Origin of the sequence: Micromonospora sp. HM5-17 (genome assembly GCF_003762835.1) — a bacterium.
GTDB lineage: Bacteria > Actinomycetota > Actinomycetes > Mycobacteriales > Micromonosporaceae > Plantactinospora.
On sequence record NZ_RJWA01000001.1, the window covers coordinates 840,892 to 863,509 of the forward strand.

General features: G+C 72.4%; 26 protein-coding genes and 1 pseudogene. 11 read left to right on the forward strand and 16 right to left on the reverse strand.

All coding sequences use genetic code 11. The features are described 5' to 3' along the window. Window positions 1-190 precede the first annotated feature (190 nt). On the forward strand, window positions 191-775 hold the full coding sequence (locus tag EF879_RS03810; protein ID WP_123555360.1) for an HAD family hydrolase: 585 nt from the start codon (window positions 191-193) through the stop codon (window positions 773-775). A gap of 32 nt (window positions 776-807) precedes the next feature. Continuing rightward, window positions 808-1,194, forward strand: coding sequence for a cold-shock protein (locus EF879_RS03815; protein WP_123554635.1), 387 nt, complete (start codon window positions 808-810; stop codon window positions 1,192-1,194). 168 nt (window positions 1,195-1,362) lie between these two features. Here EF879_RS03815 and EF879_RS03820 read toward each other — a convergent pair whose 3' ends face one another. The 6 genes from EF879_RS03820 to EF879_RS03845 form a co-directional block, all read right to left on the reverse strand. After that, window positions 1,363-2,187 carry a 1,4-dihydroxy-6-naphthoate synthase gene (locus tag EF879_RS03820; RefSeq protein WP_123554637.1) on the reverse strand — a complete coding sequence of 275 codons (825 nt, stop codon included), beginning with the start codon at window positions 2,185-2,187 and terminating at the stop codon, window positions 1,363-1,365. Window positions 2,188-2,585: 398 nt separating this feature from the next. Continuing rightward, a complete protein-coding gene (locus EF879_RS03825) occupies window positions 2,586-3,095 on the reverse strand; it encodes a hypothetical protein (protein WP_123554639.1) in 510 nt (169 codons plus the stop codon). Then, window positions 3,095-3,442 carry an alpha/beta hydrolase gene (locus tag EF879_RS28470; RefSeq protein ID WP_123554641.1) on the reverse strand — a complete coding sequence of 116 codons (348 nt, stop codon included), beginning with the start codon at window positions 3,440-3,442 and terminating at the stop codon, window positions 3,095-3,097. Before EF879_RS28470 ends, EF879_RS03825 begins: the two co-directional genes overlap by 1 nt. Beyond that, entirely contained in the window at window positions 3,439-3,978 is a 540-nt protein-coding gene (locus EF879_RS28475) for an alpha/beta hydrolase (protein WP_123554643.1), read from the reverse strand. Before EF879_RS28475 ends, EF879_RS28470 begins: the two co-directional genes overlap by 4 nt. Beyond that, the gene (locus EF879_RS03840) at window positions 3,938-4,771 is read right to left on the reverse strand and encodes a hypothetical protein (RefSeq protein ID WP_123554645.1); all 834 of its coding nucleotides are present in this window, start codon (window positions 4,769-4,771) and stop codon (window positions 3,938-3,940) included. Before EF879_RS03840 ends, EF879_RS28475 begins: the two co-directional genes overlap by 41 nt. A 43-nt stretch (window positions 4,772-4,814) precedes the next feature. Continuing rightward, window positions 4,815-5,120: a hypothetical protein gene (locus tag EF879_RS03845; protein WP_123554647.1), complete on the reverse strand. Its 306-nt coding sequence runs from the start codon at window positions 5,118-5,120 to the stop codon at window positions 4,815-4,817. 365 nt (window positions 5,121-5,485) lie between these two features. Here EF879_RS03845 and EF879_RS28710 point away from each other — a divergent pair. Both EF879_RS28710 and EF879_RS03850 read left to right on the forward strand, forming a co-directional pair. Beyond that, window positions 5,486-5,554: pseudogene (locus EF879_RS28710) on the forward strand (DUF2510 domain-containing protein); the annotation flags it as partial. Window positions 5,555-5,587: 33 nt separating this feature from the next. Further along, window positions 5,588-6,262: a hypothetical protein gene (locus tag EF879_RS03850; protein WP_233604199.1), complete on the forward strand. Its 675-nt coding sequence runs from the start codon at window positions 5,588-5,590 to the stop codon at window positions 6,260-6,262. A gap of 149 nt (window positions 6,263-6,411) precedes the next feature. Here EF879_RS03850 and EF879_RS03855 read toward each other — a convergent pair whose 3' ends face one another. Together EF879_RS03855 and EF879_RS03860 are read right to left on the reverse strand one after the other, a co-directional pair. Next, window positions 6,412-7,062, reverse strand: a complete 651-nt coding sequence (locus EF879_RS03855) for a futalosine hydrolase (protein WP_233604200.1) — start codon at window positions 7,060-7,062, stop codon at window positions 6,412-6,414. Then, the gene (locus EF879_RS03860; RefSeq protein WP_123555366.1) at window positions 7,062-8,837 is read right to left on the reverse strand and encodes an MFS transporter; all 1,776 of its coding nucleotides are present in this window, start codon (window positions 8,835-8,837) and stop codon (window positions 7,062-7,064) included. The genes EF879_RS03855 and EF879_RS03860 overlap by 1 nt, the downstream gene beginning before the upstream one ends. 99 nt (window positions 8,838-8,936) lie before the next feature. Between EF879_RS03860 and EF879_RS03865 the strand changes: the two genes are divergently transcribed. Continuing rightward, window positions 8,937-9,773, forward strand: a complete 837-nt coding sequence (locus EF879_RS03865) for a DUF3027 domain-containing protein (protein WP_123555364.1) — start codon at window positions 8,937-8,939, stop codon at window positions 9,771-9,773. 101 nt (window positions 9,774-9,874) lie between these two features. On the opposite strand, the gene EF879_RS03870 is transcribed toward EF879_RS03865, so the two are convergent. Continuing rightward, window positions 9,875-10,078 (reverse strand): DUF2530 domain-containing protein, encoded by a 204-nt coding sequence (locus tag EF879_RS03870; protein ID WP_123555368.1) that lies wholly within the window; start codon window positions 10,076-10,078, stop codon window positions 9,875-9,877. A gap of 257 nt (window positions 10,079-10,335) precedes the next feature. On the opposite strand from EF879_RS03870, the gene EF879_RS03875 reads away from it, so the two are divergent. Next, the gene (locus EF879_RS03875; protein WP_123554651.1) at window positions 10,336-11,865 is read left to right on the forward strand and encodes an NCS2 family permease; all 1,530 of its coding nucleotides are present in this window, start codon (window positions 10,336-10,338) and stop codon (window positions 11,863-11,865) included. A gap of 100 nt (window positions 11,866-11,965) precedes the next feature. Here the strand turns inward: EF879_RS03875 and EF879_RS03880 are convergent, their stop codons facing one another. Together EF879_RS03880 and EF879_RS03885 are read right to left on the reverse strand one after the other, a co-directional pair. After that, window positions 11,966-12,811, reverse strand: coding sequence for a DNA-3-methyladenine glycosylase (locus tag EF879_RS03880; RefSeq protein ID WP_123554652.1), 846 nt, complete (start codon window positions 12,809-12,811; stop codon window positions 11,966-11,968). 12 nt (window positions 12,812-12,823) lie between these two features. Beyond that, the gene (locus EF879_RS03885) at window positions 12,824-13,195 is read right to left on the reverse strand and encodes a VOC family protein (RefSeq protein ID WP_123554654.1); all 372 of its coding nucleotides are present in this window, start codon (window positions 13,193-13,195) and stop codon (window positions 12,824-12,826) included. 64 nt (window positions 13,196-13,259) lie between these two features. On the opposite strand from EF879_RS03885, the gene EF879_RS03890 reads away from it, so the two are divergent. From EF879_RS03890 to EF879_RS03910, 5 genes are all read left to right on the forward strand, one after another. Next, window positions 13,260-13,709 (forward strand): MarR family winged helix-turn-helix transcriptional regulator, encoded by a 450-nt coding sequence (locus EF879_RS03890; RefSeq protein ID WP_123554656.1) that lies wholly within the window; start codon window positions 13,260-13,262, stop codon window positions 13,707-13,709. A gap of 194 nt (window positions 13,710-13,903) precedes the next feature. Next, window positions 13,904-14,323, forward strand: coding sequence for a MarR family winged helix-turn-helix transcriptional regulator (locus EF879_RS03895; RefSeq protein WP_370375450.1), 420 nt, complete (start codon window positions 13,904-13,906; stop codon window positions 14,321-14,323). A gap of 95 nt (window positions 14,324-14,418) precedes the next feature. After that, entirely contained in the window at window positions 14,419-15,705 is a 1,287-nt protein-coding gene (locus EF879_RS03900; RefSeq protein ID WP_123554658.1) for an MFS transporter, read from the forward strand. Window positions 15,706-16,081: 376 nt separating this feature from the next. Next, window positions 16,082-16,582 carry a hypothetical protein gene (locus EF879_RS03905; protein WP_233604201.1) on the forward strand — a complete coding sequence of 167 codons (501 nt, stop codon included), beginning with the start codon at window positions 16,082-16,084 and terminating at the stop codon, window positions 16,580-16,582. Window positions 16,583-16,603: 21 nt separating this feature from the next. Beyond that, window positions 16,604-17,272 (forward strand): 2'-5' RNA ligase family protein, encoded by a 669-nt coding sequence (locus EF879_RS03910; protein WP_123554662.1) that lies wholly within the window; start codon window positions 16,604-16,606, stop codon window positions 17,270-17,272. Window positions 17,273-17,369: 97 nt separating this feature from the next. On the opposite strand, the gene EF879_RS03915 is transcribed toward EF879_RS03910, so the two are convergent. The 5 genes from EF879_RS03915 to serC form a co-directional block, all read right to left on the reverse strand. Continuing rightward, entirely contained in the window at window positions 17,370-17,936 is a 567-nt protein-coding gene (locus tag EF879_RS03915) for a hypothetical protein (protein WP_199736114.1), read from the reverse strand. Beyond that, entirely contained in the window at window positions 17,911-19,389 is a 1,479-nt protein-coding gene (locus EF879_RS03920) for a WXG100 family type VII secretion target (RefSeq protein WP_199736159.1), read from the reverse strand. Before EF879_RS03920 ends, EF879_RS03915 begins: the two co-directional genes overlap by 26 nt. Then, window positions 19,311-19,598, reverse strand: coding sequence for a type VII secretion target (locus EF879_RS28715; protein ID WP_123554666.1), 288 nt, complete (start codon window positions 19,596-19,598; stop codon window positions 19,311-19,313). The genes EF879_RS03920 and EF879_RS28715 overlap by 79 nt, the downstream gene beginning before the upstream one ends. A gap of 440 nt (window positions 19,599-20,038) precedes the next feature. Further along, a complete protein-coding gene (sepH, locus tag EF879_RS03930; RefSeq protein WP_123554668.1) occupies window positions 20,039-21,100 on the reverse strand; it encodes a septation protein SepH in 1,062 nt (353 codons plus the stop codon). A 209-nt stretch (window positions 21,101-21,309) separates the two neighbouring features. Further along, the gene (serC, locus tag EF879_RS03935; protein WP_123554670.1) at window positions 21,310-22,437 is read right to left on the reverse strand and encodes a phosphoserine transaminase; all 1,128 of its coding nucleotides are present in this window, start codon (window positions 22,435-22,437) and stop codon (window positions 21,310-21,312) included. Window positions 22,438-22,618: the final 181 nt, after the last annotated feature.

Here is a 22,618-nt window from a genome sequence, read left to right on the forward strand (position 1 = left end):
CCACGCTATCCGGCCCGGTGTCGATGCGGCCTGCCAGTCGCCGGGCGGGACGCCGTCCTCCAGGCCCGCGCCGCCGGCCCGGGTCGGTCGCCCGCGGTCCCGCCCGGTTCCCCGCCACCGATCCGGCCGAATCGCGCCGTGGCACCATGGCCCGGTGAACACCCCTGCCGCCGTCGGGTTCGACCTCGACATGACACTGCTCGACACCCGCCCCGGGATCGCCGCCGCGTTCCGGAAGCTCACCGAGGTGACCGGCGTGTACGTCGACACCGAGGCGGTGGTGAGCCGGCTCGGCCCGCCGCTGCGGGAGGAGATCCGCCGCTGGTTTCCGCCGGATCGGGTCGAGGAGGCGGTCCGGACGTACCGGGCGCTCTACCCCGAGTATGCCGTCACCACCTCGCGTCTGCTGCCCGGCGCTGCCGAGGCGGTCGCGGAGGTCCGGAAGCGCGGGCTGCGGGTGGTGGTGGTGACGTCGAAGCTTGGCCGGCTCGCCCGGCTGCACCTGGAGCACGTCGGGCTGGAGGTCGACGATCTGGCCGGCGACCTCTTCGCCGAGGGCAAGGCGACCGCGTTGACCGCGCACGGCGTACGACTCTATGTCGGCGACCACGTCGGCGACATGATTGCGGCGCGTACCGCGGGTATACCCGGGATCGGGGTGACCACGGGACCGTGCGACGCGGAGGAGCTGCGTTCGGCTGGCGCGGAGCTGGTGCTGGGCGACCTTACGGGATTCCCACAGGCGCTACCGCGGGTGATGCGGCTAGCCTTGTGAGAAAGCAATCTCAGGGGAGTCGAGGTCTACAGGTGCCCACGGGTCGAGTGAAGTGGTACGACGCGACCAAGGGATACGGGTTCGTCACCAGCGACGAGGGTGGCGACGTGTTCCTGCCGAAGGGCGCGCTGCCTGCTGGTGTCACCGACCTCAAGAGCGGCCAGCGGGTCGAGTTCGGTGTGGTGGACAGTCGCCGGGGCGCGCAGGCCCTCGGTGTGAAGCTGCTGGCGGCGCCACCGTCCATCGCGGAGCTTCGCCGGCGCCCGGCGGAGGAGCTGCACGGCCTGATCGAGGACATGATCAAGGTGCTGGAGGCGAAGGTGCAGCCGGTGCTGTCCCGGGGTCGCTTCCCGGACAAGAAGACCGCGCAGACCGTGGCTCAACTGGTCCACGCGGTCGCCCGCGAGTTGGAGATCTGAGCCAGGCTCGCCACCGACGCCGGTCGGCGGTGGCGACCGGATCCGCCTGGCGAGGCCGGCGCCGCCGGTACGGCCGCGGGGCAGCCGGGCGGGCTCGTGGCGGGCGGTCAGCGGAGCGGGCTCGTGGCGGGCGGTCGCCGGCCCGCGCGGCTCGTGACCGGTGGCGGGTCAGCCGAGCGGACTCGCCACCGGCGGGGTCAGGCCGGCCGCGGCGGCACGGCCGAGCAGGGCGTTGACCGCTGCCCGGCCCTCGGCGCCCAACTCGGCGGTGAACTCGTTGACGTAGAGCCCGATGTGCCGGTCCACCACGTCGGGCTCCATCTCCTGCGCGTGCGCCAGGACGTAGTCACGGGTTGCCGCCGGCTCGGCCCAGGCACGGCGGACCGAGTCGCGGATCCATCCGGCCGCCGCCTCCGGGTCGACCACGCCCTTGCGGGCCAGGATGGCCCCGAGCGGGATCGGCAGCCCCGTGTCGCCCTCCCACCACTCGCCGAGGTCGACCAGGGCGGTCAGCCCGTGCCGGGGGTACGTGAACCGCGCCTCGTGGATCACCAGCCCGGCGTCGTACCGGCCGGCCGCCACGCCCGGCATGATCTCGTGGAACGGCACCACCTCGATCCGCGCCGGGGGACGCCGCGCCGACCAGAGCCGGAACAGCAGGTACGCCGTGGTCCGGTCGCCCGGCACCGCGACGGTGGCGCCGGTCAGGTCGGGATCTTTGGCACGCTCGTCCCGGACCAGCACCAGCGGCCCGCAGCCGCGCCCCAGCGCCCCGCCGCAGGGCAGCAGGTGGTAGTCGTCGAGCAGCCAGGGCAGCGCGGCGTAGCTCACCTTCACCAGGTCGTACGCCCCGCGTTCGGCGGCGGTGTTGGTGACGTCCACGTCGGCGTAGGTCACCTCGACCGGCGGCGCGCCGGGCACCAGCCCGTGCACCAGGGCGTGGAACACGAAGGTGTCGTTGGGACAGGGCGAGATCGCCAGGGTGAGCGCCACGAGGCCACCGTAGTCCCCGCCTCCCGCCGGCCGTCGCGGGCCGCCCCGTCGCCGGTGGGCCACGTCACGTCCGTACGCGTCACGTCCGTACGCCGGAGGCGCGGACCAGCACCGCTACGGCGAACCGGTCACGGCGGTGGATACGACCGGCCGGGCTCGTCGTGGTGGCGCTACTGGTACGACAGCGGCACGGAGTGCGTTGAGCGGTGCTCGTGTTCGTCGTGACCCCGATCACGTCGCGTCGTGGGGTGACGAGGTCGAGGTGGTGTCGGAGCCAGGAGGCGGGTGCCTCCTGCGGTGGGGCGTGTTGGCTCTCCTCCGTCCGCGCGGCCAGGGCCTCGACATCCCCGGTACACCGCCCCGGACCGCACCGGTTGGGCTGTGGCCAGCTCAGCACGTCACTGCGGGTCGGGGGTGCCATGCTCCCAGACGCAGGGCGAGCTGCCCGTGAGGTAGATGTCGATGGCACCGGAGTCCCGATTCCACACCGAGATGATGGCCCGGAACCCGTCGTCGGGGCGCTCGACGACCAACCGCGGATCAGGGTGGTCCCGCAGGTCGTCGATGGTCCGGTAACCGCGCTGACCCCAGTACTCAGCCAGCCTCGGCAGCGCCTGGTCCGCAGGCCAGCCCGCGGGGAAGATCACCTGGTACCGCTTCTCGTAGTAGACCCGGCCGGCCGGGCCGCCGTCTGTCGGGTCGTCGCACGGCAGCGGGCCCTCGTCGAAAGTCTCCAGTTCGGCCCCGGGAGGAAGCTGCCCGTACGCCTCCTGGAGAAGCTCCTCCACCCGCTGGGCCGCCTGCTCTGCGGTGATCGTCGGTTGCATGCCCCGTTCCTCCTGACACCCCGTGAGGGCGAGCCCGGCGACCACCGCCAGTAGCACGTTCCGCCAGCCCCTGCCGCCCATCAAGCCACCTTGTCCGTCTGGCCGGTGACGATCAGCGCGATGTTCCGGCGGGCCCGGTTGCCCTCGTTCCAGTACGCCGAGTGGGTCTTGCCCTCGTCGTCCGGATCGCCCGGGTCGCTGCTGAACACCCGCCCGCCAAAGTCCTCCCGGGTTGGATCGTTGCCGTGTGCGATGTCCCAGTCCGGCACCCGTCTGATGATGTCGTGCTCGGCTCGGGTGGCCCAGACCTCCGAGGTCGGCACCCCCTTGAGGTCACTCGCCGAGTTGGTGTCCACCCCGGGCGAGCCGACGAAGATCACGGCGTCGGCGTTGATGCCGTCTCCCTGCTGCGCGGTGTGTCCGATCACCGTCGACCCATAGCTGTGCCCAACACCACGTTGCGGGACGGCTCACCGTCGTGGGTCACCCGCAGCCCGTCCTGGAACCGGTCCAACTCCCCGGCACCGCCCTCGGCCGAGCCGTCGAACGGTGCGTTCCAGACGACCGAGTCCGGCGCGTCGTAGCCGAGCCACATGATCGCGGCCGTCTCCGCCGACGGGTCGGTCTCCAACGCGTCGGCGGCCATACGGTCGGCCCGGTTGATGTCGCCGCCGACCTTCGACAACTCCGCCCCGGTCCCCGGCACGTACGTCACCACGTTGTCCGCCGTGTCCGGGTTCCCGACCGAGACGATCGCCCTGCCATCGTCCTCCGTGGACAGCCCGACCAGATACGCCCGGGGCTTGTTCGGGTCGTCCAACCTGCTGTCGATCGCGTTCAGCCCGCGCAGGGTGCGGTCGATCCGCTCCCGTTCCTCCCGGATCCGGTCCAGCTCGGCGAGCGCGGCACCGACCTTGTTCGACTCACCCGGGTACAACTCGGCGCCCCGACCCTGCTCGACCATCGACCGAAGGTACGCCTCCCGGCGGGTGGACTCGGGGCCGGCGGGGTGGCCGCGGTGCGGCGTCCAGTTCGTCGCGTCGGGCGGTGAGGCGGTCCCGCTCCCGGTCCAGCACGATACGGTTGGCGACGTCCCGGCTCGCCACCGGCACCCCGTCCAAGGCTCCGATCAGCTCCGGATACTCCGCGATCACATACCGCCGCTGCGCGGGAGTCAACGAGTCCCACCACCGCTTCACCACGGCCGGATCGGTCCCCGCGGCCGGAACGCGTGACCGGTCCACCCTCGCCATCGGCGTCCCGGAAACGGTGGCGGTGTTCTCCGCGATCGTCCGGGCAGCCCGCGCGTCCAGTTCGGCGGCCTCCCTCAGCAGGGCGTCGCGCTGCCACACCAGTTGGGACACCGACCGGGCCGTCCACTCGTTGGAGTGCGCCGGGTCCACCGTCATCGACCCGTCCGGATTGATCGTGACGTGGGCCTGCCTGCCCTGCTCCACCAGCTCCCGCGCCCGGCCGCGCAGCTCCGACACGTCGTTGGCGTGCTGTGCCAGGGTCTGCGCGATGGTCACAACCGGCGGAAACACGGCGTCCAGCTCCCTGCGCAACCCGTCGCAGTACTCCTGCGCCTTCGTCGCCGCCGGCCCCGACTCCCACACGTCCGGAACCTTCCGCACCGACAGCGTGACAGCGTCCGCCCGGTCGTCCGTCGACCGGCCCAACTGGTCCCACGCTGCCGCCGCCCGCCGCCACACCTCCGGATCGGCGTTCAGCAGCATCTCGAAAGTGATCCCGCCCACGCCGTCCTCCCTCGCGACACGCCGTGGCGGGCCGACAGCCGCCTCACCGTGCCCGGACCCGGTCGTGTCGCTGGCCCGCCCGTTCGTCCGAGCCCTGGTAGTTGTTCGCGGCGTCGATCAGTGCCTGCCCCGCCGCCTCGATCCGACCGGCGAGCCCGCGCAGATACGTCTGCCAGCCATCGGCCGCCCGCTGAGCCGCTTCCGCGGCCGCCCAGCCGCCGACCGCACCGCATGCCGCCAACCGCCCCTCGACCGACCTGACATTCCGCATCAGCTCGGCGCCATGCCCGACAATCTCGCCGCCCAGCGACCGCAACCCGGGCACGTGCACCCGCACCGGTTGGCTCATCTCGTCTCCCTCGCCCGCACCCAGGCCGCAGAGACCGATCCGGACAACGCCACCCGCCAAGCGTTGTCAATCGACGAATATACCAACAGCACTGCAAGCGAGTGGGCACTGAGCGTGTCGAGCGGTGCGCGTGTTCGTTGTGTGTCGCGTGACGGATGTCGATGGTGGGCGACGACCTGCCGATATGGCGCCGACGGTGTCAACACCAGCCCGCCCGTGCCACCACCGACGATACGGCCACCCCCTGACGGTGCCGTTGCGGTACTAGGCTGGGCGTGGCGGCTCGCGGTCCAGCGAGGACGCCCCGGTGCGTGGTCCGATGTTCCCGACGCCACCGGCGGGCCGATCTGCGACGGGAGGCGGACATGGGCCCGGGCTGGTATCCCGATCCGACGGGCCGCCAACCGTTGCGCTGGTTCGACGGCACTCGGTGGACACCACAAGCCCTGGACGGGTGGCAGCTCCCGGTGGTGGACCCACTGCCCACCATGGACGACGCCGGCTCCGGAGCACCTTCGCCCGCCCCCGCCCCGCCGCCGGCCGGGACGGTGCCGGTGGTGCCGGGGCAGGCGGCATCCCCGGAGTCCCCGGCGGTCCCGGCGCCGGCTCCGCCGCCGAGGCCGGCGGGGCGGCCGCCGGAGACGCCGAAGATCGCCGCGATCTCCCAGATCTGGCGTCTGCTGGTCGTCGCCGGAGCCGCGCTCCTCATGGTGATCGGGTTCCTGATGCAGCCGTGGATCGAACTGAGATTCGGCGACCGTCGGGTGGCAGTCAGCTACTTCGAGTTCGCGGACTGGGCCCGGGCCAACAACGTCGATGTCGGCGTCTGGTGCGCCGCGTACGCCGAGGGATTGGCGGTGGTACTGGCGGGCGTCGGCCTGGTGGCGGCGACCCTGTCCGCGGTGGCGACGATCGTCTGGGGCCGGACGTCCGGCTGCGCCGTGCCGTTGTTGTTGGCCGTGCTGTTGGCACTCAGCATCGCCGGGGCCCCGACCTGGGGCATCGACGATCTGCCGTGGACCGGACCGCCGGGGGTGGTGCAGGGGACCGCCCCCATGCTGATCGTCGCGAGTCACCTGGCCCTGATGTGGACGAGTGGTGAGCCCCGGTCGAAGACGACGACGAGTCGGACCCGTTCCTGATCCCCGGCCCCGTGTCCCGCCGCGGGGCTCGCCGGCCGCTGACGGCGCTCCGCTCCGCCGACCGCGGGTCATCCGGCGCCCACCGGACGCCCCGCCTCGGGTGTCCCGGCCGGTGTCACCCGCCGCGTGTCACCCGCCGCCCCCGGCGCTCAGCCAGACAGCTCCTTGCCGAGTGCGGCGGCGGCGCTGGTCAGGGCGGCGAAGGCGGTGTCGATCCGCCAGGCGGCCCGGTCGCGCGGCCCGATCGGGTTGGAGATGGTCCTCAGCTCGGCAAAGGGAAGCCCGGCGGTGGTCGCGGCGACGGCGACGCCGTACCCCTCCATCGCCTCGGCCACCGCGTCGGGGTAGCGGTCGAGCAACGCCGCGGCCGTCTGGGCGGTCCCGGTCACGGTGCCGAGGGTGAGCACGGTGCCGGTGACCGCGTACGGCAGACCGCTCCTCAACCGGGCCAGCAGCTCCGGGTCGGCCGAGACGGTGGTGGCGCCGAAACCCAGCTCGTCGAGGGTGAGGAAGCCGTCGGGCGACTCGGCGCCGAGATCGGCGGCGACGCTACGGGTGGCGAGCACCGTCCCGCCGACCGACACCCGACCGGTGAAGCCACCGCCGATCCCGGCACTGATCACCGCCCGGTACGGCTCCCCGCCCGCCTCGGCCAGCGCGATCAGCCGGGCCGTACCGGCGGCGGCCGCGGCCGGACCGACTCCGACCGACGCGACCGTCACCGCGTCGGTGACCAGGCCGGCCCGGACCGCCTCCGCCTCGGCCTCGACCGCGGTGACGAGCAGCACCCGACCGCGCACTACGGGCCTCCCCGGGTCGGCCGGCGGGAGTCCTCGTCGCCGCGGTCGGATACGGCGGAGGAGGGTCGGTAGATGTGGTAGCCGGGCGGTGCCAGCGACTCGTCCTCGGCACCGCGGTCGTCCGGGGGCTCGCTGGCCCGGCCCCGTACCGACGGGGTGACCGCCGCGACGGGGGAGGCCGGGCCCCCGGTCCGGGGACCTCCGGGCTGACGCCGGTTCGCCGGCCGCCCGGTCACGGCGGACCCGTTCCGGTCGGCGTGTCCGTCGGTGACCCGTCCCGCCGAGGCGGTGCGCTCCGCCCGGCCGGTCGGTACGGAGCCGGTCCGCACGTCGGCGGGCCCCTTCTCGCCCTCGGGCTGCTCCTCGTCGGGCTGCTCGGCGTCGGCGAGCGCCCGGCCGGAGAGCCGGTTGCCGCGCAGCCGCGCGGCGGTGACGATCGCCCAGCCCGCCGCGACGACCGCGAGACCGGCCAACACCCCGACCCCGATCCGGCCGTCGATCGGGATCAGCCCGAGCGCGCCGCCGGCCACGAAGGCCAGCATCAGGATCGTCTCGGAGTGGGCGAACGCGGTGGCCCGGAGCCGTTCCGGGACCCGCTCCTGGATGGTGGCGTCGCCGGCCAGCTTGGCGATGCCGCTCACCGCGGATGTGAGGAGGCAGAGCAGGGCGACGAGCGCCAGCGAGAACCAGAGCGTGGCCACCACCCCGCTCCCGGCTGCCAACACCAGGCCGGTGGCCTGGAGGGCGACCGGGCGGCGGATCCGCAGCCGCGTCCCGAGGGCGGTGGCAAGGAACCCGCCGACGCCCAGCGCGGCGCCGACCACCCCGAGGGCGAGTTCGTCGCCGAGTTCCCGACCGAAGAGGGTGCTGTCCAGGTGGCCGGCCTTGATGGCGAAGGCGAGGAAGAGCAGGAGGAAGCCGTACAGGGCGCGGAGCGTGGCGCTGCCGACCAGGGCGGCGATCACCAGCCGCCCGGAGGGGCCGCCCCGGCTGAGCGCCCGCTCCCGCCCGCCGCGGCGGAGCTGGAACGCCTGGAAGGCCCGGGGCACGGTCTCCGGCGGGTCGGAGTCGGCCCGGGGCGGCAGGCGCAGGGCGATCACCATGCCGACCAGGAAGATCACCGAGGCGACCCGGAGTGGCCACTGTGGACCGAACCAGAACGCCGCCAGTCCGATCGGGATGACCACCCCGCCGGCGATCGAGCCGTACACACTCGCCCGGGCGCCGGCCTGGGAGAGCCCGATCCCCTCCGGCAGCAGCCGGGGCACCGCCGCCGACCGGGCCACCCCGTACGCCCGGGAGAGCGCCAGCACCCCGAACGCCGCCGGGTAGAGCCCGAAGCCGTGGATGTAGTCGGAGATCAACCAGGCCAGGAAGGCCCGGCCGAGCATGGTCGCGGCCAGGGCGTACCGGCGGCCGTGCCGGAAGTGGTCGAGCAGTGGGCCGACCACCGGCGCGAGCAGCGCGAACGGCACCATCGTGATCAGCAGGTAGAGCGCCACCTTGCTGCGCGCCTCGCCCAGGGGGGCGTTGAAGAAGATCGTCCCGGCCAGGCCGATCGCGATCAGGGTGTCGCCGGCGCAGGAGGCGGCGTGCAGGTCGAAGAGGCGGATCATGCCCGCCTCGCCGCCCGCGCCCTTCTCTCGGACCCGGGCGACCCGCCGACCGGTCCAGCGCACGCTGCCGAACCCGGCCCGCAGCAGCAGCCGGACGGCGCGCACGATCGTGCCGACGGCACGTAGGAGGAACCCCCCGGACCGGGTGAACAGCGGCATGAGCACCATCCTCGCCCATTCGGTCGGTGACCGTCGGTTTCGTGCCGAGAAATCTCTGCCTGAACGGTGCCGGGGAGTGCCGCCGACCCGACGTCAAGGATAGGCAAGAATAGGCGGGTGACCAGGACCAGCACTCGCGCACCTCGGCTCGACCAGGTCTGCGCCAACGCCGTCGACGTGGCGCGTGCCGGCATCACCGAGGTCGAGCCTGCCGACGTCGGCGAGCACCTGGGTGCCATCGCCGAGGGCGACCGGCTGGTGACGCACTTCTTCGAGTGCCGGCTGGCCGGATACCGGGGCTGGCGGTGGGCCGTGACCGTGACCCGCGTGCCACGCAGCCGGCACGTCACCATCTGTGAGACGACCCTGCTGCCGGGGCCGGACGCCCTGCTCGCACCGAGCTGGCTGCCCTGGCAGGAACGGCTGCAGCCGGGCGACCTCGGGGTCGGCGACCTGCTCCCCACCCCGCCGGACGACGAGCGACTCGCCCCCGGCTACCTCCTCTCCGACGACCCCGCGGTCGAGGAGACCGCCTGGGAGCTGGGGCTCGGCCGGGTCCGGGTGATGTCCCGGGAGGGCCGCACCGAAACCGCCCAGCGGTGGTACGACGGCGACCATGGCCCCGGCGCGCCGATCTCGGTCGCCGCGCCGCGTACCGCCCGGTGCGGGACCTGCGGCTTCTATCTCCCGCTGTCCGGGGCGCTCCGCCAGGCGTTCGGGGTCTGCGGCAACCTGTACGCGCCCGACGACGGGCGGGTGGTCAGCGCCGACCACGGGTGCGGGGCCCACTCGGAGACGCTGGTGGAGACCTCCGAGGCTCCGGTGGACGAGCTCCCGACGGTCTACGACGACAGCGAGGTCGAGGCGATCACGGTGAGCCGGGCGCCCGGGTCGGTCGAGTCGGGCGAGCCGCCGGAGCCGTACGGGCACGGCTGAGCCGGTTCCGGTACGGCCGCGGGCACAGCCGCGCCGGCCGCGTCGCGTACCCGGCCCGGGGACCCGGGTGTCGCGGGGTAGCCGTACCCGGGCGGGCCGGGTCAGCGGCCGGCACGGCGGCGTCGGCGGTTGGCGTCGTGCCGGAGCATCACGGCAAGCCCGACGAAGCCGGAGAGGAAGCCGGAGAGACAGATCCAGAGCCAGTTCTCGTGGTCGTGCGCGGCGAGCCAGTCGCGGAAGAAGATCAGCAGCACCAGACCGACGACGGCCCAGACCACGATGCCGGCGACCGCGAACGGCACCATCGGCGGGTCGAGTGGCTCGATCGGTGCCCCGCCCGGGGCGCGCCGGGCCGCATCCCCGAGGCCGGGCCGGGCCGCGCCCCCGGTGTCGACCCGCGCCGCGTCCCCGGAGGCGGGTGGCGCAGGGCGCGGCTCGTCGGGCACGCAAACCAGGGTACGGCCACCCTGAGCAGGCACAGCAACCGGGAAGTCTTTGCCGGCGCGCCCGACGATCTGGCACCATGCGGTTCGGCACATGACCCCTCACCTGCGAGGATCTGATGGACGACCCCGCGGCCACCCCCGCCGCCGAGTCCGGTGGCACGGCCGCCGGCAACCCCGCCCCGGGCGGTACGACCGCTCTCGCTGGCGGTCCGGCACCCCGCAACCGCTTCGACCGGTTCTTTGAGATCTCCGCCCGCGGTTCGACGCTGGGCCGCGAGGTCCGCGGCGGCCTCGTCACCTTCTTCACGATGGCCTACATCGTGGTGCTGAACCCGCTGATCCTCGGCAGCGCCGTGGACGGGGACGGGGCGAAGCTCGCGATCCCGGCGATCGCCGCCGCCACGGCCCTGGTCGCCGGGGTGATGACGATCCTGATGGGGGTGGTGGGCCGCTTCCCGCTGGCCCTGGCCGCCGGCCTCGGGGTGAACGCGCTGATCGCGTACGAGATCGCCCCGCAGATGACCTGGGCCGACGCCATGGGTCTGGTGGTGATCGAGGGTGTGATCATCGCGGTCCTGGTGCTGACCGGGCTGCGTACCGCGGTGTTCCGGTCGTTCCCGACGCAGCTCAAGACCGCGACCGGGGTGGGGATCGGGCTCTTCCTGACCATCATCGGCCTGGTCGACGCCGGCTTCGTCCGGCGGATCCCGGACGCGGCGAACACCACGGTGCCGGTCGGGCTCGGCATCGGCGGCAAGTTGGTCACCTGGCCGGCGCTGGTCTTCGTGCTGGGTCTGCTGCTGACCCTGGTGCTGGTGGTACGCCGGGTCAAGGGTGCGATCCTGCTCGGCATCCTCGCCGCGACCGTGCTGGCGATCATCGTCGAGGCGATCGCCAAGGTCGGTCCGTCGGTGGTGAACGGCCAGCCGAACCCGTCCGGCTGGTCGCTGAACGTGCCGCGGCTGCCGGAGAAGGTGGTGGACCTGCCGGACCTCTCCCTGCTGGGTCACTTCAACCTGCTCGGGTCGTGGCAGCGGGCCGGCTGGCTGGTCGCGATCATGTTCGTCTTCACCCTGCTGGTGACCGACTTCTTCGACACCATGGGGACGATGGTGGCGGTCGGCCAGGAGGCCGGCCTGCTCGACGAGCAGCGGATGCCGCCGCGTACCCGGGAGATCCTGCTGGTCGACTCGATCGCGGCGGCGGCCGGCGGCGCGGCGAGCACGTCCAGCAACACGTCGTACATCGAGAGCGCGGCCGGGGTCGCGGAGGGCGCCCGGACCGGTGCGGCCAACCTGGTCACCGGCGGCCTGTTCCTGCTGGCGATGTTCTTCACGCCACTGGTCGTCGTGGTGCCGTTCGAGGCGGCGACCACCGCGCTGGTGATCGTCGGGTTCCTGATGATGACCGCGGTCAAGGAGATCGACTGGCGTGACTACGAGATCGGGATCCCCGCATTCCTCACCATCGTGCTGATGCCGTTCACCTACTCGATCTCCAACGGAATCGGGGCCGGGGTCATCTCGTACGTCGTGCTCAAGGCCGCCCGGGGCAAGGTCCGGGAGGTGCACCCGCTGCTGTATGTGGTGGCGGCGCTCTTCGTGCTCCACTTCCTGCGCGGCCCGATCGAGAGCCTGGTGTTCTAGCGATCCTGGTCTCCCCGACGCGGTAGGCGCGGCGGGAACGCCACGACGTACCGCCCCGCAGCCGCGGCGAGCACCCGCGGGCGGCCACCCACCCGGGCGGCTACGCACAGCTGCGTCGCTCGCGGAGGGCGCGAAGGTGGAACGCGGCCCAGGTGCGGTAGGGGCGCCACGCCTCGGCGACGTGGGCCAGGGTGGTGCCGGCGCCGTACCGCGCCACGATCTCGGCGTCGAGGCGGGACTCGTGGCGCGGCAGGCCGTCGGGGTGGTTGGCGCCGCGGAGGACGACGAGTTCGGCGGCGAACGGGCCCAGCCCCTTCACCTGGCGCACCTGTGCGACGGCGGTCTCGGCGTCCATGTCCCGCAGGCGGCCGCCGTCGAGCAGGCCGTCGAGGGCGGCTTCGGCGACGGCGCGCAGGTACTCGGGCTTGCGGCCGGGCAGGTCGAGGTCGAGTGCCCGTAGCCGCTCGGGTTCGGGGAACGCGCCGGCGTGACCGTGCCGCCGGATGAGGTCACGACGCAGGTGGGCGGCCTGTGCGATGCGGACGCGTTGCGACAGCACTGCCCAGGCGGCCGCCTCGTACGGCGAGTGGAAGCCGCACGGGCGGAGGCCCGGCAGGCTTCGCTGCGCCGCACCGATGACCGGGTCGCGGTCGCCGACGGCGGGCCATCCCCGGCCGTCGACGTCGAGCGCGAGAAACCGGGCGGCCTGCGTGGCGGCGGCGTCGAGGTCGCCCTCGCCGGTCACCGTGATGCGGGCCGTGGCGCCGTCCTGGTGCACGGTCGCCTTCGCGCGGGACCAGTCGCGGTCCACCAGGAAGACGGTCCGCAGGTCGGTCGTGTCGCGTCGGGTGGGGAGGGCCGCCGGGGCGAAGCCCTCCCAGAAGGTGCGGCTGGTGGCCAGTGACCAGGGGCCGGCCACCGTCCGCACGGTCGTGTGCTCGCGCATGGTCGGCTCGCCTCAGCCCTGGTCGTGCACGGTGACGGCGTAGCCGTCGGGATCGCGGAAGGTGAAGGTGCGGCCGAAGGGGCCGTCGACCGGTGGGGTGAGGATCGGCACGCCGGCGGCCGCCAGCTCGTCGTGCAGTGCCTGCGCGTCGTCGGCTCGCAACCACAGCGCCACTCCGGCACCGGGGTGCGGGGTGGCCGTGTCGAGGTCGAGGCCGGGGAGCGGGGTCCGTACGGCGAACGGCACCGGGCTCGTCGCGAACACCACCGCGCCGGGCGGGCTGGCCGGGGCGCGGCGCATCCCGAGGCGGGTCTCGTAGAACTCGGCGGCGGCGTCGACGTCCCGCACCTGTAGCGCGATGAAGTCGGGCCCGGTCACGGTCATGGCTGGCTCCTTCGACGGGTATGTCAAAGTCCTGACATGTCCGAGAGTATGTCAGGATGTTGACATGGCGCAAGGCGTGGGAGATCTCAACCTGTCAGTGGGGTACGCGCTGAAGCAGGCGGCGGCGGCGCTGCGTACGGCGATGGACGCCGGGCTCCGGCCGCTGGGACTGACCGTGCCGCAGTACGCCTGCCTCGAACTGCTCCGTCAGCGACCCGGGCTGTCGGCGGCCGAACTCGCCCGCGGCGCCTTCGTCACCCGGCAGTCGATGCACGCCGTGCTGCTCGGGCTCGAGGAACGCGGGCTGCTGACCAGGGCGTCCACCGCCACCCGGGGGCGCGCCCTGCCAACCGAACTCACCGAGGCGGGGCACCGGGTCCTCGCCGAGGCCAGCGCGGTCGTCGCCGAGATCGAACGGCGCATGATCCGTTCGCTGAGCGTCGCGGAACAGCAGCGGCTCCGTGCGGACCTCGCCGCCTGCGCCGCGGCACTGGGCGACACGACGCCCCGCTGACCGGCCCGGGCTCGCCCGCCTCCAGCCCCTGGTGGGCCGCCACCAGACCGTCGGTGGGTCACCATGTCGGGACCGCGGGTAAAGTTCGGGGCCAGTCACCGCGGGCCGGTGACATCGGTCATACGAGTGGTCGTTAGCCAAGCTCATTAGTTAGGCTAACTAACGTGACGGAGTGGGCGGTGATGGCGAGGCAGATGCCGGCGACGCAGCTCGCCACGGTGCTGCGTGACGCGATCACCCGACTCAACCGACGGGTACGGCAGACCCGCCCGGTGGGTGATCTCACCGGGACGCAGCTTTCCGCACTGACCAGCCTCGAACTGGCCGGCGCGCTGACCCCTCGGGAGCTGGCCGACACCGAACGGGTCCAGCCGCCGACGATGACCAAGATCGTCGCGAAGCTGGAGGAGCGCGGCCTCGTACAGCGCACCCCGCATCCGACCGACGGTCGGCAGGTCATCCTCGCCGTGACCGATCCCGGCCGCAGGATGCTCGCCCAGTTCGAACGGGCCCGCAACGAGTGGCTGGCCGGTCGGCTCGCCGAGCTGACCCCGGAGGAACGCGACGTGTTGCGACGGGCCGCCGAGATCCTGCAGAAGGTGGCTCGCGACTGAGTAGCGCGGCATCGGGTCCGCTCCGTCCGTTAGGTGACCCGGCGTGATTGCCGGGTACCCGGATGACGCGTACGACCCGAGGAGGCGCACCCCGAGTGCGGGCAAAGCTGAGCACCACCTTCCAGTCCCTGACGGTTCGCAACTACCGGCTCTTCGCCATCGGTCAGCTGATCAAGCTGATCGGGGTGTGGATCATGTTCACCACCCAGGACTGGCTCGTCCTGAACCTCTCGGACAACAACGCCACCGCGCTCGGCATCGTGGTCGCGGCGCAGTTCACCCCCGTACTCCTGCTCACCCTCTTCTCCGGCCGCCTCGCCGACCGGTACGACAAGCGCATCCTGCTGGCCATCGCCAACAGCGCGTGGAGCGCCCTCTCGCTCGCGATGAGCGTCCTGGTCATCACCGGCCTGGTGCAGCTCTGGCACGTCTTCGTCTTCGCCGCCCTGCTCGGGGTGGCGAACGCGGTCGAGACCCCGGTACGGCAGTCATTCGTCTCCGAACTCGTCGGCACGACGCTGCTGCCGAACGCGCTCTCCCTCTCCGCCGCCACGTTCAACTCGGCCCGGATCATCGGCCCGGCGGTGGCCGGCGTGGCGATCGCGCTCTTCGACGTCGGCCCGGTCTTCCTGTTCAGCGCGTTCAGCTCGATCGCGCCGGTGGTCTGCGTGCTGTTGATGCGCGCCGGCGAGCTGCACCGCGACGACCTGCCGCCGGTCTCCGAGCGGGATGCGGCCCGGGTCGTCGACGGGCTCCGGTACGTCGCCCGCCGCTCCGACCTGCTGCTGCCGATGGTGTTGATGTCGGTGATGGGGCTGGCGCTGTTCAACTTCCAGCTCACCCTCTCCGCGCTGGCCAAGACCACCTTCAACACCGGGGCCGCCTCGTTCGGCCTCTTCACGACCGCGCTCGCGCTCGGCGCGCTCTTCGGGGCGCTGGCCGGCAGCGGCCGGCGCAGCCGGCCGTCGGTCTGGCTGGTGCTCGGCGCCGCGATCGGGACCGGGATCTTCGGCACCCTCGTCGGGTTGGCCCCGACGTACTGGCTGGTGGTGGCGCTGCTGCCGCTGACCGGGTTCTTCATGGTCTTCTTCGCCCAGGCCGCCAACCAGCGGGTGCAGCTCGGGGTCGACGCGGCCTTCCGGGGCCGGGTCATGGCGCTCTGGGTGCTGGTCTTCCTCGGCAGCAACCCGGTCGGCGCGCCGATCGTCGGCTGGATCGCCGAGCGTTTCGGCGCCGGGGCGAGCATCTGGATCGGCGGGCTCATCTCGGTGGCCGCCGCCGGGATCGCGCTGGTCTGGCAGCTGCACCGCGACGGCGCCCGACTCCGCCTGCGACTCCTGCCCCTGCCCCGGTTCTACGTGGTCAACTCCGCCGACCTGTGAACCAACCAACGGGCCGGTGCCTGTCGTACCGCCAGGTCCTGCCCACCTCGCCGGTCCCGCTTCGGCTCACGGCCGGGACTGGCTCGTCCGGCTGGGGCCGGTGGGGTGGAGGTCGCGGGTGGTCCGGACGCCGCGCCCGGTCCGGCCGCGTCCGGTCCTGGCCGCGTCCGAGCCGGCCACGGCGGTCCGGGAACCCGGAGCGGCTGCCGTGCTGGCTCTGGCGACGGTCGGGCGACGGCGACGTAACGTGGAGCGGTGACCGCAAGGCCGTCGAGCGCCCCGGCCGGCGCTCGGCGTGGCGACGCTGAGCCGTCGATGATTACAAACCGGTGGCGGGACGGGGTGCCGCCACCTAGCGTCGAAGGATGTGTCCGCCGTGCATGCTCTCGCGCTGCCGCTGGCACTACTCGTCACCGTCTGCCTGCCGGTCGTGGTGGCCGCGCTGATCTGCGCCGACGAACCGCCCGCCCGCCTGCGGCGCCGGATCGTGACCCGCCGCGCGGGCAAGGGGCGGTGGCGTCAGCTCCGGCAGCTCGACCGGGCGCTCCGACTCGGCCCGACGCGACTCGTGGACCAGGCCGCGTGGCCGGGGCGCCGCGACGGCCCGAGCATCGAGCAGCTCGCCGCCGAGCTGCGGCGTCTGGGCGAACGACGGCGCCAGCTCGCCGGCCGGCCACACCCGGGGCGGGACGCGCTACTGGCGGCGTACGACGACCGGCTGCGGCTGGCCAGCCGGCGCCTCGGGGTGGCGGAGTATCTGGCCGACCTGGAGGGCCTCGACCGAGAGATCGAACGGGTACGGGTCGAGGGCGCGCTGGAGGCTGCCGGCCTGGTCCTTCGGACCCCGCACGCCGATCCCCGTCGACCGGCCGGCTGACCGGTCCCGGAGCAGCCTCCCGTGCGGCTGTTTGTCGCCATCTACCCGCCCGCCGAGGCGCTGGACGACGTGATGGCGCAGGTGCCTCGGCTCCGGATCGGCGCGGCAGCCGACGCCGGGGTCAACGTACGGCTGGCCGCCCGGGCGAACCTGCACGTCACGGTCGCCTTCCTCGGCGAGGTGCCGGACGACCGGTCACCGGAGGTGACAGCGGCGCTCGGCCGGGCCGTACGAACCTGGCGCCGTGGGCCCACCCGCCGTCGGGACCGGCCGACCCGGCATCTCGGGTCGCCCACCGTTGCCGAGCCGACCGCGCTCCGGTTGCGGCTCGGTGGCGGTGGCCGGTTCGGTCGGGGCCGGTTCACCGTGCTCTGGGTTGGTGTGCTCGGGGACGTCGCGGCGCTGCGGCGACTGGCCGACGCCAGCCGGAGGGAACTGCGCCGGGCTCGGTTGCCGTACGACTCCCGACCGCTGCGGCCGCACCTCACCCTGGCCCGACCCGGTGACCGGATCGACCGGGAGAGCGTCGACGAGGACCTGCGTACCCTCGACGGTTATCTCGGCCCGTCCTGGTCGGCGACCGAGCTGGTGTTGGTCCGTAGCCACCTCGGTCCCCGGCCGACCTACGATCGGCTGGCGACCTGGCCGCTCGCCGAGGAGACGCCGGAGGAGCAGATCCCCGACCGGTAACCGCGCCGACCCGTGCGCGACGGGCGCTGCTCGTGGGAAACCGCTGCGGGAAGGGCCGTTCGGCGTGTCCATGTCTGGCTCCACGATCGCGCCGGCATCACCCCGGGTCGGGAGTGCAGACCGTCAGGAAGGACTTCTGGTTCTCGCGTTGCACGTCCGATGCGTCCATCCAGCCGCGCTCGCCGAACAGGTAGCTTCCGGACGGGTGCTCGGCCGATTCGCGCAGCACCCGGGCGACGTCGACCCTGGCGCCAAACGCCTTCGGGCCGTCAACGGAAAAGTTGATCCAACGCGCCGTTGTCCAGTCGTAGTCCGGGGGCAGCGGCTTCTGGACGTGCAGAGGCCCGCCGGTGTCCGGGGCGGATCCCCCGGAGGTGGTGAGCAGGTCCATGTGTTCCAGCGTCACGCCTGGCTGCGGTGCGGTCCACACCTGCTCGGCACTCTCCTGGGTGCCGACGTCGAAGATCAACGTCAGGCGGATGACGCCGGAGCACGGGGTGCCCGTCCACAACTTCAGTACGCCGTCGGTGACGCGGAACCCGGCCGCTGGCGGCAGCGACGGCTCGAACTGCGACCTGGTGTCACACGCGGCGATCGTCGCCGCCGCCAGTAGGCCAGCGCAGGCCACGCTCAGGCGTCTACTTGTCATATCCACCATCGGCAAGCCCAGCGTCCTTCTCGGTCTCGTTGCTGCCGGTGACCTGTTCCCACAGGTAGGAGGCGATGAAGCCCGTGTAGCCTTCCCGCGCCCATTGCTGGGAGTGGCGCTCCTCGTGGTGCAGCAGCCGGTCGGCGTCGAGAGCACCCTGGTACGGGCCGTTGTCGCCTTCATACCACGCGTGGCCCGACCTCACCACCTGCCGCAGCTGTTGCGCCGCATCATCCGGGTCGTCGATGTTCAGCATGAACGTGTCGCCCCAGGTCGTTCCGCCGCGCTGGCTGAACTGGTCCTGGATGAGGTTCCCGCCCAGGCCCATCATCATGCCGTTCGGGGTGGTCACCAATCGTCCACCGTTGCGGTGTACGAATCCCACGTCCTGGTCGTAGCTCCAGGAATTCGCCTGTTGCCGTTCGGCAATTCGCCGCAGTTCATCGGACCCGTACGGAGTCGGTTTGAAGTCGGTCTTCTCGCCCTCGGTGCCGTAGTCGGTCCCCGCGTTCAGGAGGTAGGTCATCCGCACGGCCTTGGCCGCGTCCTCCCCGCTGATGTCGGTCGGCAACAGGAAGTACGACTTGTAGATCCCGTCGCCGTCTTCGTCCTCGCGGATCTCTTCCAATCTCTCGAGGATCTTGAAGTCCTCCGGGGTGATGTGGTGCTCGGCGATGATCTTCTTGATGGTCTCGATCGAGACGCCTCGACGTACGGCGTTCTCCAGCCACTGTCGGTAGTAGCCGGAGACGGGCGGCCCGGTCAGCAGCCCGGCGTCGCGTAGCGCCTGCTCCATGTCGACCACCCGGGCTTCGATATCCCCGCCCTTGCTGGCGTCGGCCAGGGTGGTCGCGCCCCGGTCGCTGATCTTGCGGTCCTGCGCGAGTTGCATCACCCGGGCGAGGGTTGCGTCGATGTTGTTCGCCGTGGTGAGGATCGCCTTGGTTTCCTGCACCAGCCGCTGCCTGATGGTTTCGCGGTGCCGTTCGGTCTCGGCCCGGTCTTCGGCCTCGAACCGCGACCTCGGCGGAGGATCCGGGGGCTTGGTGTCCACGATCGAGCCGTCGGCGGCGATGCGGAACTGGTAGGTCTCGGCGAGAGAGTCGTTGTTGGCGACCCGGTTCCTCAGGGCGTGTACGTCGTCCGCGGCGTTGTGCAGGGCTCGCTCGACGGCGGCCAGCTCCGCGACCAGGATTTCGGCGTTGTTCCGCGTGGTGCCCAGCGAATTGCGTGCATTCGCGCCCGCGGTGCCGTGCCAGGCGGGCAGTTTCCTGGCGTTGTCGAGCTCGTCCTGCAGCCCGATGATTTTGTCCTTCCGCTGGTGCAGGTCGGTGGCGGAGGCATCGAGTGCCTTGGCGTCCCATCTGCGGACGTCGTCGTAGCTGACAGTCATGACCCAAAAGCCCTCTTGGCGGCCTCGTCGCTTTCGGAGTATCGTTTCGCGGCCGAGGCGACCGATTCGCTCCATCGGTCGATCTCGTCTGCCCATTCCTTCACACGCGCATTGAGCGTCGACGCCAGCGTGGGTGCGCGGGATGCCGCGACTCCACCTGGCAATGCTGTGGCGACCGCATCCAGGCCGGCGCCCGGTTGCACCGCCCTGGCCTGGTCCGCAGCCGATCCCGCTGCCTTGGCCGCCTGCCTCAGCTGATTGATCTGGACCTCGAATCCGCTCACAGTCCGTGATCACCGCCCTCTGAGTCGGTCAGCAACCGACACGGTATCCAGCGATCGCAAGCATGGGCCGACCTTGATCTCCGTCGGGCTCAGGAGTGCAGGGCGGGCTCGTCCGCCGCGGAGCACGACGTGGGTGAGCCGCGGCGTGGTGGGACGTGGGCGATGTGGCTGCCGGCGAGCCGGCCTGGTCGAACCGCCGATCCACGCGCGCGCCCCACAGCCTGGCGGGAAGGCGGACGATGCGGCCCCACGACCGGAGGCGGCGGCTCCTCGTGGGGGACGGCCCGCGGCGGTTGGTGGCTCGCCGCCGGACCAGTCGGCGAGACCGGAGATGCCGCGTCCGAGGAAAACTGTTACGCGAGGAGGATCACGCCTGACCGCGCAGAGCGGGACAGGCGCGCAGAGCGGGAGTGGGGCAGGCCGCCCCCGTCATGGATGGCTCAGGAACTCTCCCGCGCCGCCGGCCCGCTGCCGAAGAGCACGTCGTCCCAGCTCGGCAGCCGCTTGCGCGGCTTGCCCGCCGTCTCGCCGCCCTCCGCGCCCCCCTGGCCGGAGGTGCGCCGGGGCCGCAACACCGCCAGCGACGGCACGGCGGGGACCTCCTTCGGTGCGTCCGAGTCGTCGTCGAACGCCGAGCCCGGGCCGCCACCGAGCAGTGCGGTGGCGCCGCCCACCACCGGCCGCTGCCGGGGCGTCTCGGAGGTGGCCGTGGCGGACGCGTCGAGACCCCGACCGGTGCCGGAGCCGAGCGGCCGGTCGAGCGAGGCGAGCAGCGCGTCGCGACCGGCGCGGATCGGGTCCCGGCTGGGGCGGGGAAGGTCGCTGGGGGTCGGCAGGCCGTGGCCACCCCGGCTCGGACCCAGCCGGGACGGGCTGGGCAGGCCGTGCCCGCCCCGCTCCGGCGGCTCCTGACCGAGCAGCGGCGCGGGCCGCTCGGCGCAGAGGTACTGCGCCATGTCGTCGTGCGGCGTCACCGCCTGGCGGGTCTTGTCGAGATCCCAGACCGCGTGGGCGGTCGCCTTGCCGGAGGGCCAGGTCGCGACGATCCGCCACGTCCCGTCGTCCCGCCGGTAGGCGTCCCAGGAGATCTTCTCGGTGTCGATGCCGTGCTGGGAGAGCCGGCCGTCCACGATCTCGGCGAGCGGGGCAGGGTTCTCCGCGTTCTTCAGCCGGGTCCGCCGGGCGTGCTGGGCGAGCATCGCCCGCTCCTGGAGCACCGGCCCCGCGTACCGCAGCACCCGGTCGACCGGCACGCCGGCGATCCGCGCCACGTCCTCGGCCGACTCGCCAGCCCGAATCCGAGCCTGGATGTCCCGGGGCGAGAGTGACGGCACCGGCTCGGTGCCGCTGCCGACCGCCGTCAGGGTCGGGCTGTTCGGTTCCCGCTGCAGCGCCGTCGTCACCCGCTCGTCGATCGGCAGGGCAAGAAGCCGCCCCACCTCGTCGGTGAGCACCATAGCTTGGCCGTCCTCGGAGAGGGCGACGAAGCGTACTGGCCGCATCGCGTTGCCTCCGTCCCGCCTCGCTGGCCCACGCCACAGGTCAGCCACCCGGGCGTCCTTGTGACACGGTACGCCGGTCCGTCACCCGGTGGGGGGAGCCACGCCCGCATGTCGCGGGTGAGCTGGACTGATTGATCACTCGGGTCGGGCGCCGCCAACCGCACGGGTCGGGCCGTCCGCCGGACCGGCCCGACCCGGTACCCGATCGGTCAGAGCCGTTCGACCACGTAGTCGACGCAGGCGGTCAGCGCCTCGACGTCGGCCGGCTCGATCGCCGGGAAGAGCGCGATCCGGAGCTGGTTGCGGCCCAGCTTCCGGTACGGCTCGGTGTCGACGATCCCGTTCGCCCGCAGCGCCTTGGCGATCGCGGTCGCGTCGATCCCGTCCGCGAAGTCGATCGTGGCCACCACGTTGGAGCGCAGCGCCGGGTCGGTGACGAACGGGGTCGCCACCGAAGAACGCTCGGCCCAGCCGTACACGATGGCGGCGCTCTCGGCGGTGCGCTTGGCCGCCCAGGCCAGCCCGCCCTGCGCGTTCATCCAGTCGGTCTGCTCCGCGGCCAGGAAGATCGTGGCCAGCGCCGGCGTGTTGTACGTCTGCTCCAGCCGCGAGTTGTCGATCGCGGTGACCAGGTCGAGGAAGGCCGGGATGTAACGACCCGACGCCTTGATCTCGGCGGCCCGCTCCAGCGCGGCCGGGGACATCAGGGCCAGCCAGATCCCGCCGTCGGAGCCGAAGCACTTCTGCGGGGCGAAGTAGTAGACGTCGCACTCCCGGACGTCGACCTCCAACCCGCCCGCGCCGGAGGTCGCGTCGACCAGCAGCAGCGCGCCGTCGTCCGCGCCGTCGACCCGGCGGACCGGCACCGCGACGCCGGTCGAGGTCTCGTTGTGCGGGGTGGCGTAGACGTCGACGCCGGCCTCGGCGACCAGGGCCGGGGCGCTGCCCGGGTCGGCCTTGCGGATCGTCGGATCGCCGAGGAACGGAGCGTCGGAGACCGCCTTGGCGAACTTGGCGCCGAACTCGCCGAAGCTGGCGAACTGGGCCCGGTCGCGGATCAACCCGAAGGTGGCGACCTCCCAGAAGGCGGTGGTGCCGCCGTTGCCGAGAACGACCTCGTACCCCTCCGGCAGGGAGAAGAACTCGGCGATGCCGCGGCGGAGCCGGGCGACCTGGTCGCGTACGGTCTTCTGCCGGTGCGAGGTGCCGAGGTACGTCGTGGCGACGTCGGCCAGCGCGGAGACCGCGGCCGGACGTACCTTGGACGGGCCGGAGCCGAATCGGCCGTCGGCGGGTTTGATCTCGTCTGGAATCCGAATGGTTGATACGTCAGCCACGGTTGCGAAGATCCTTCCGGTGGGCTGTCCAGCCCGGGTGCCGAGAGCGGTTATTCCGGCGACGCTGCCGCCAACCCATCCTCGCACCCTCCTCGGTCGGGCTGTTCCGCTATCCCACCCCGCTCACTGAGGCGTGCCCCACATTGCAGCCCAGGTGCAAGGAAGGGCCCCTTCCTCTACC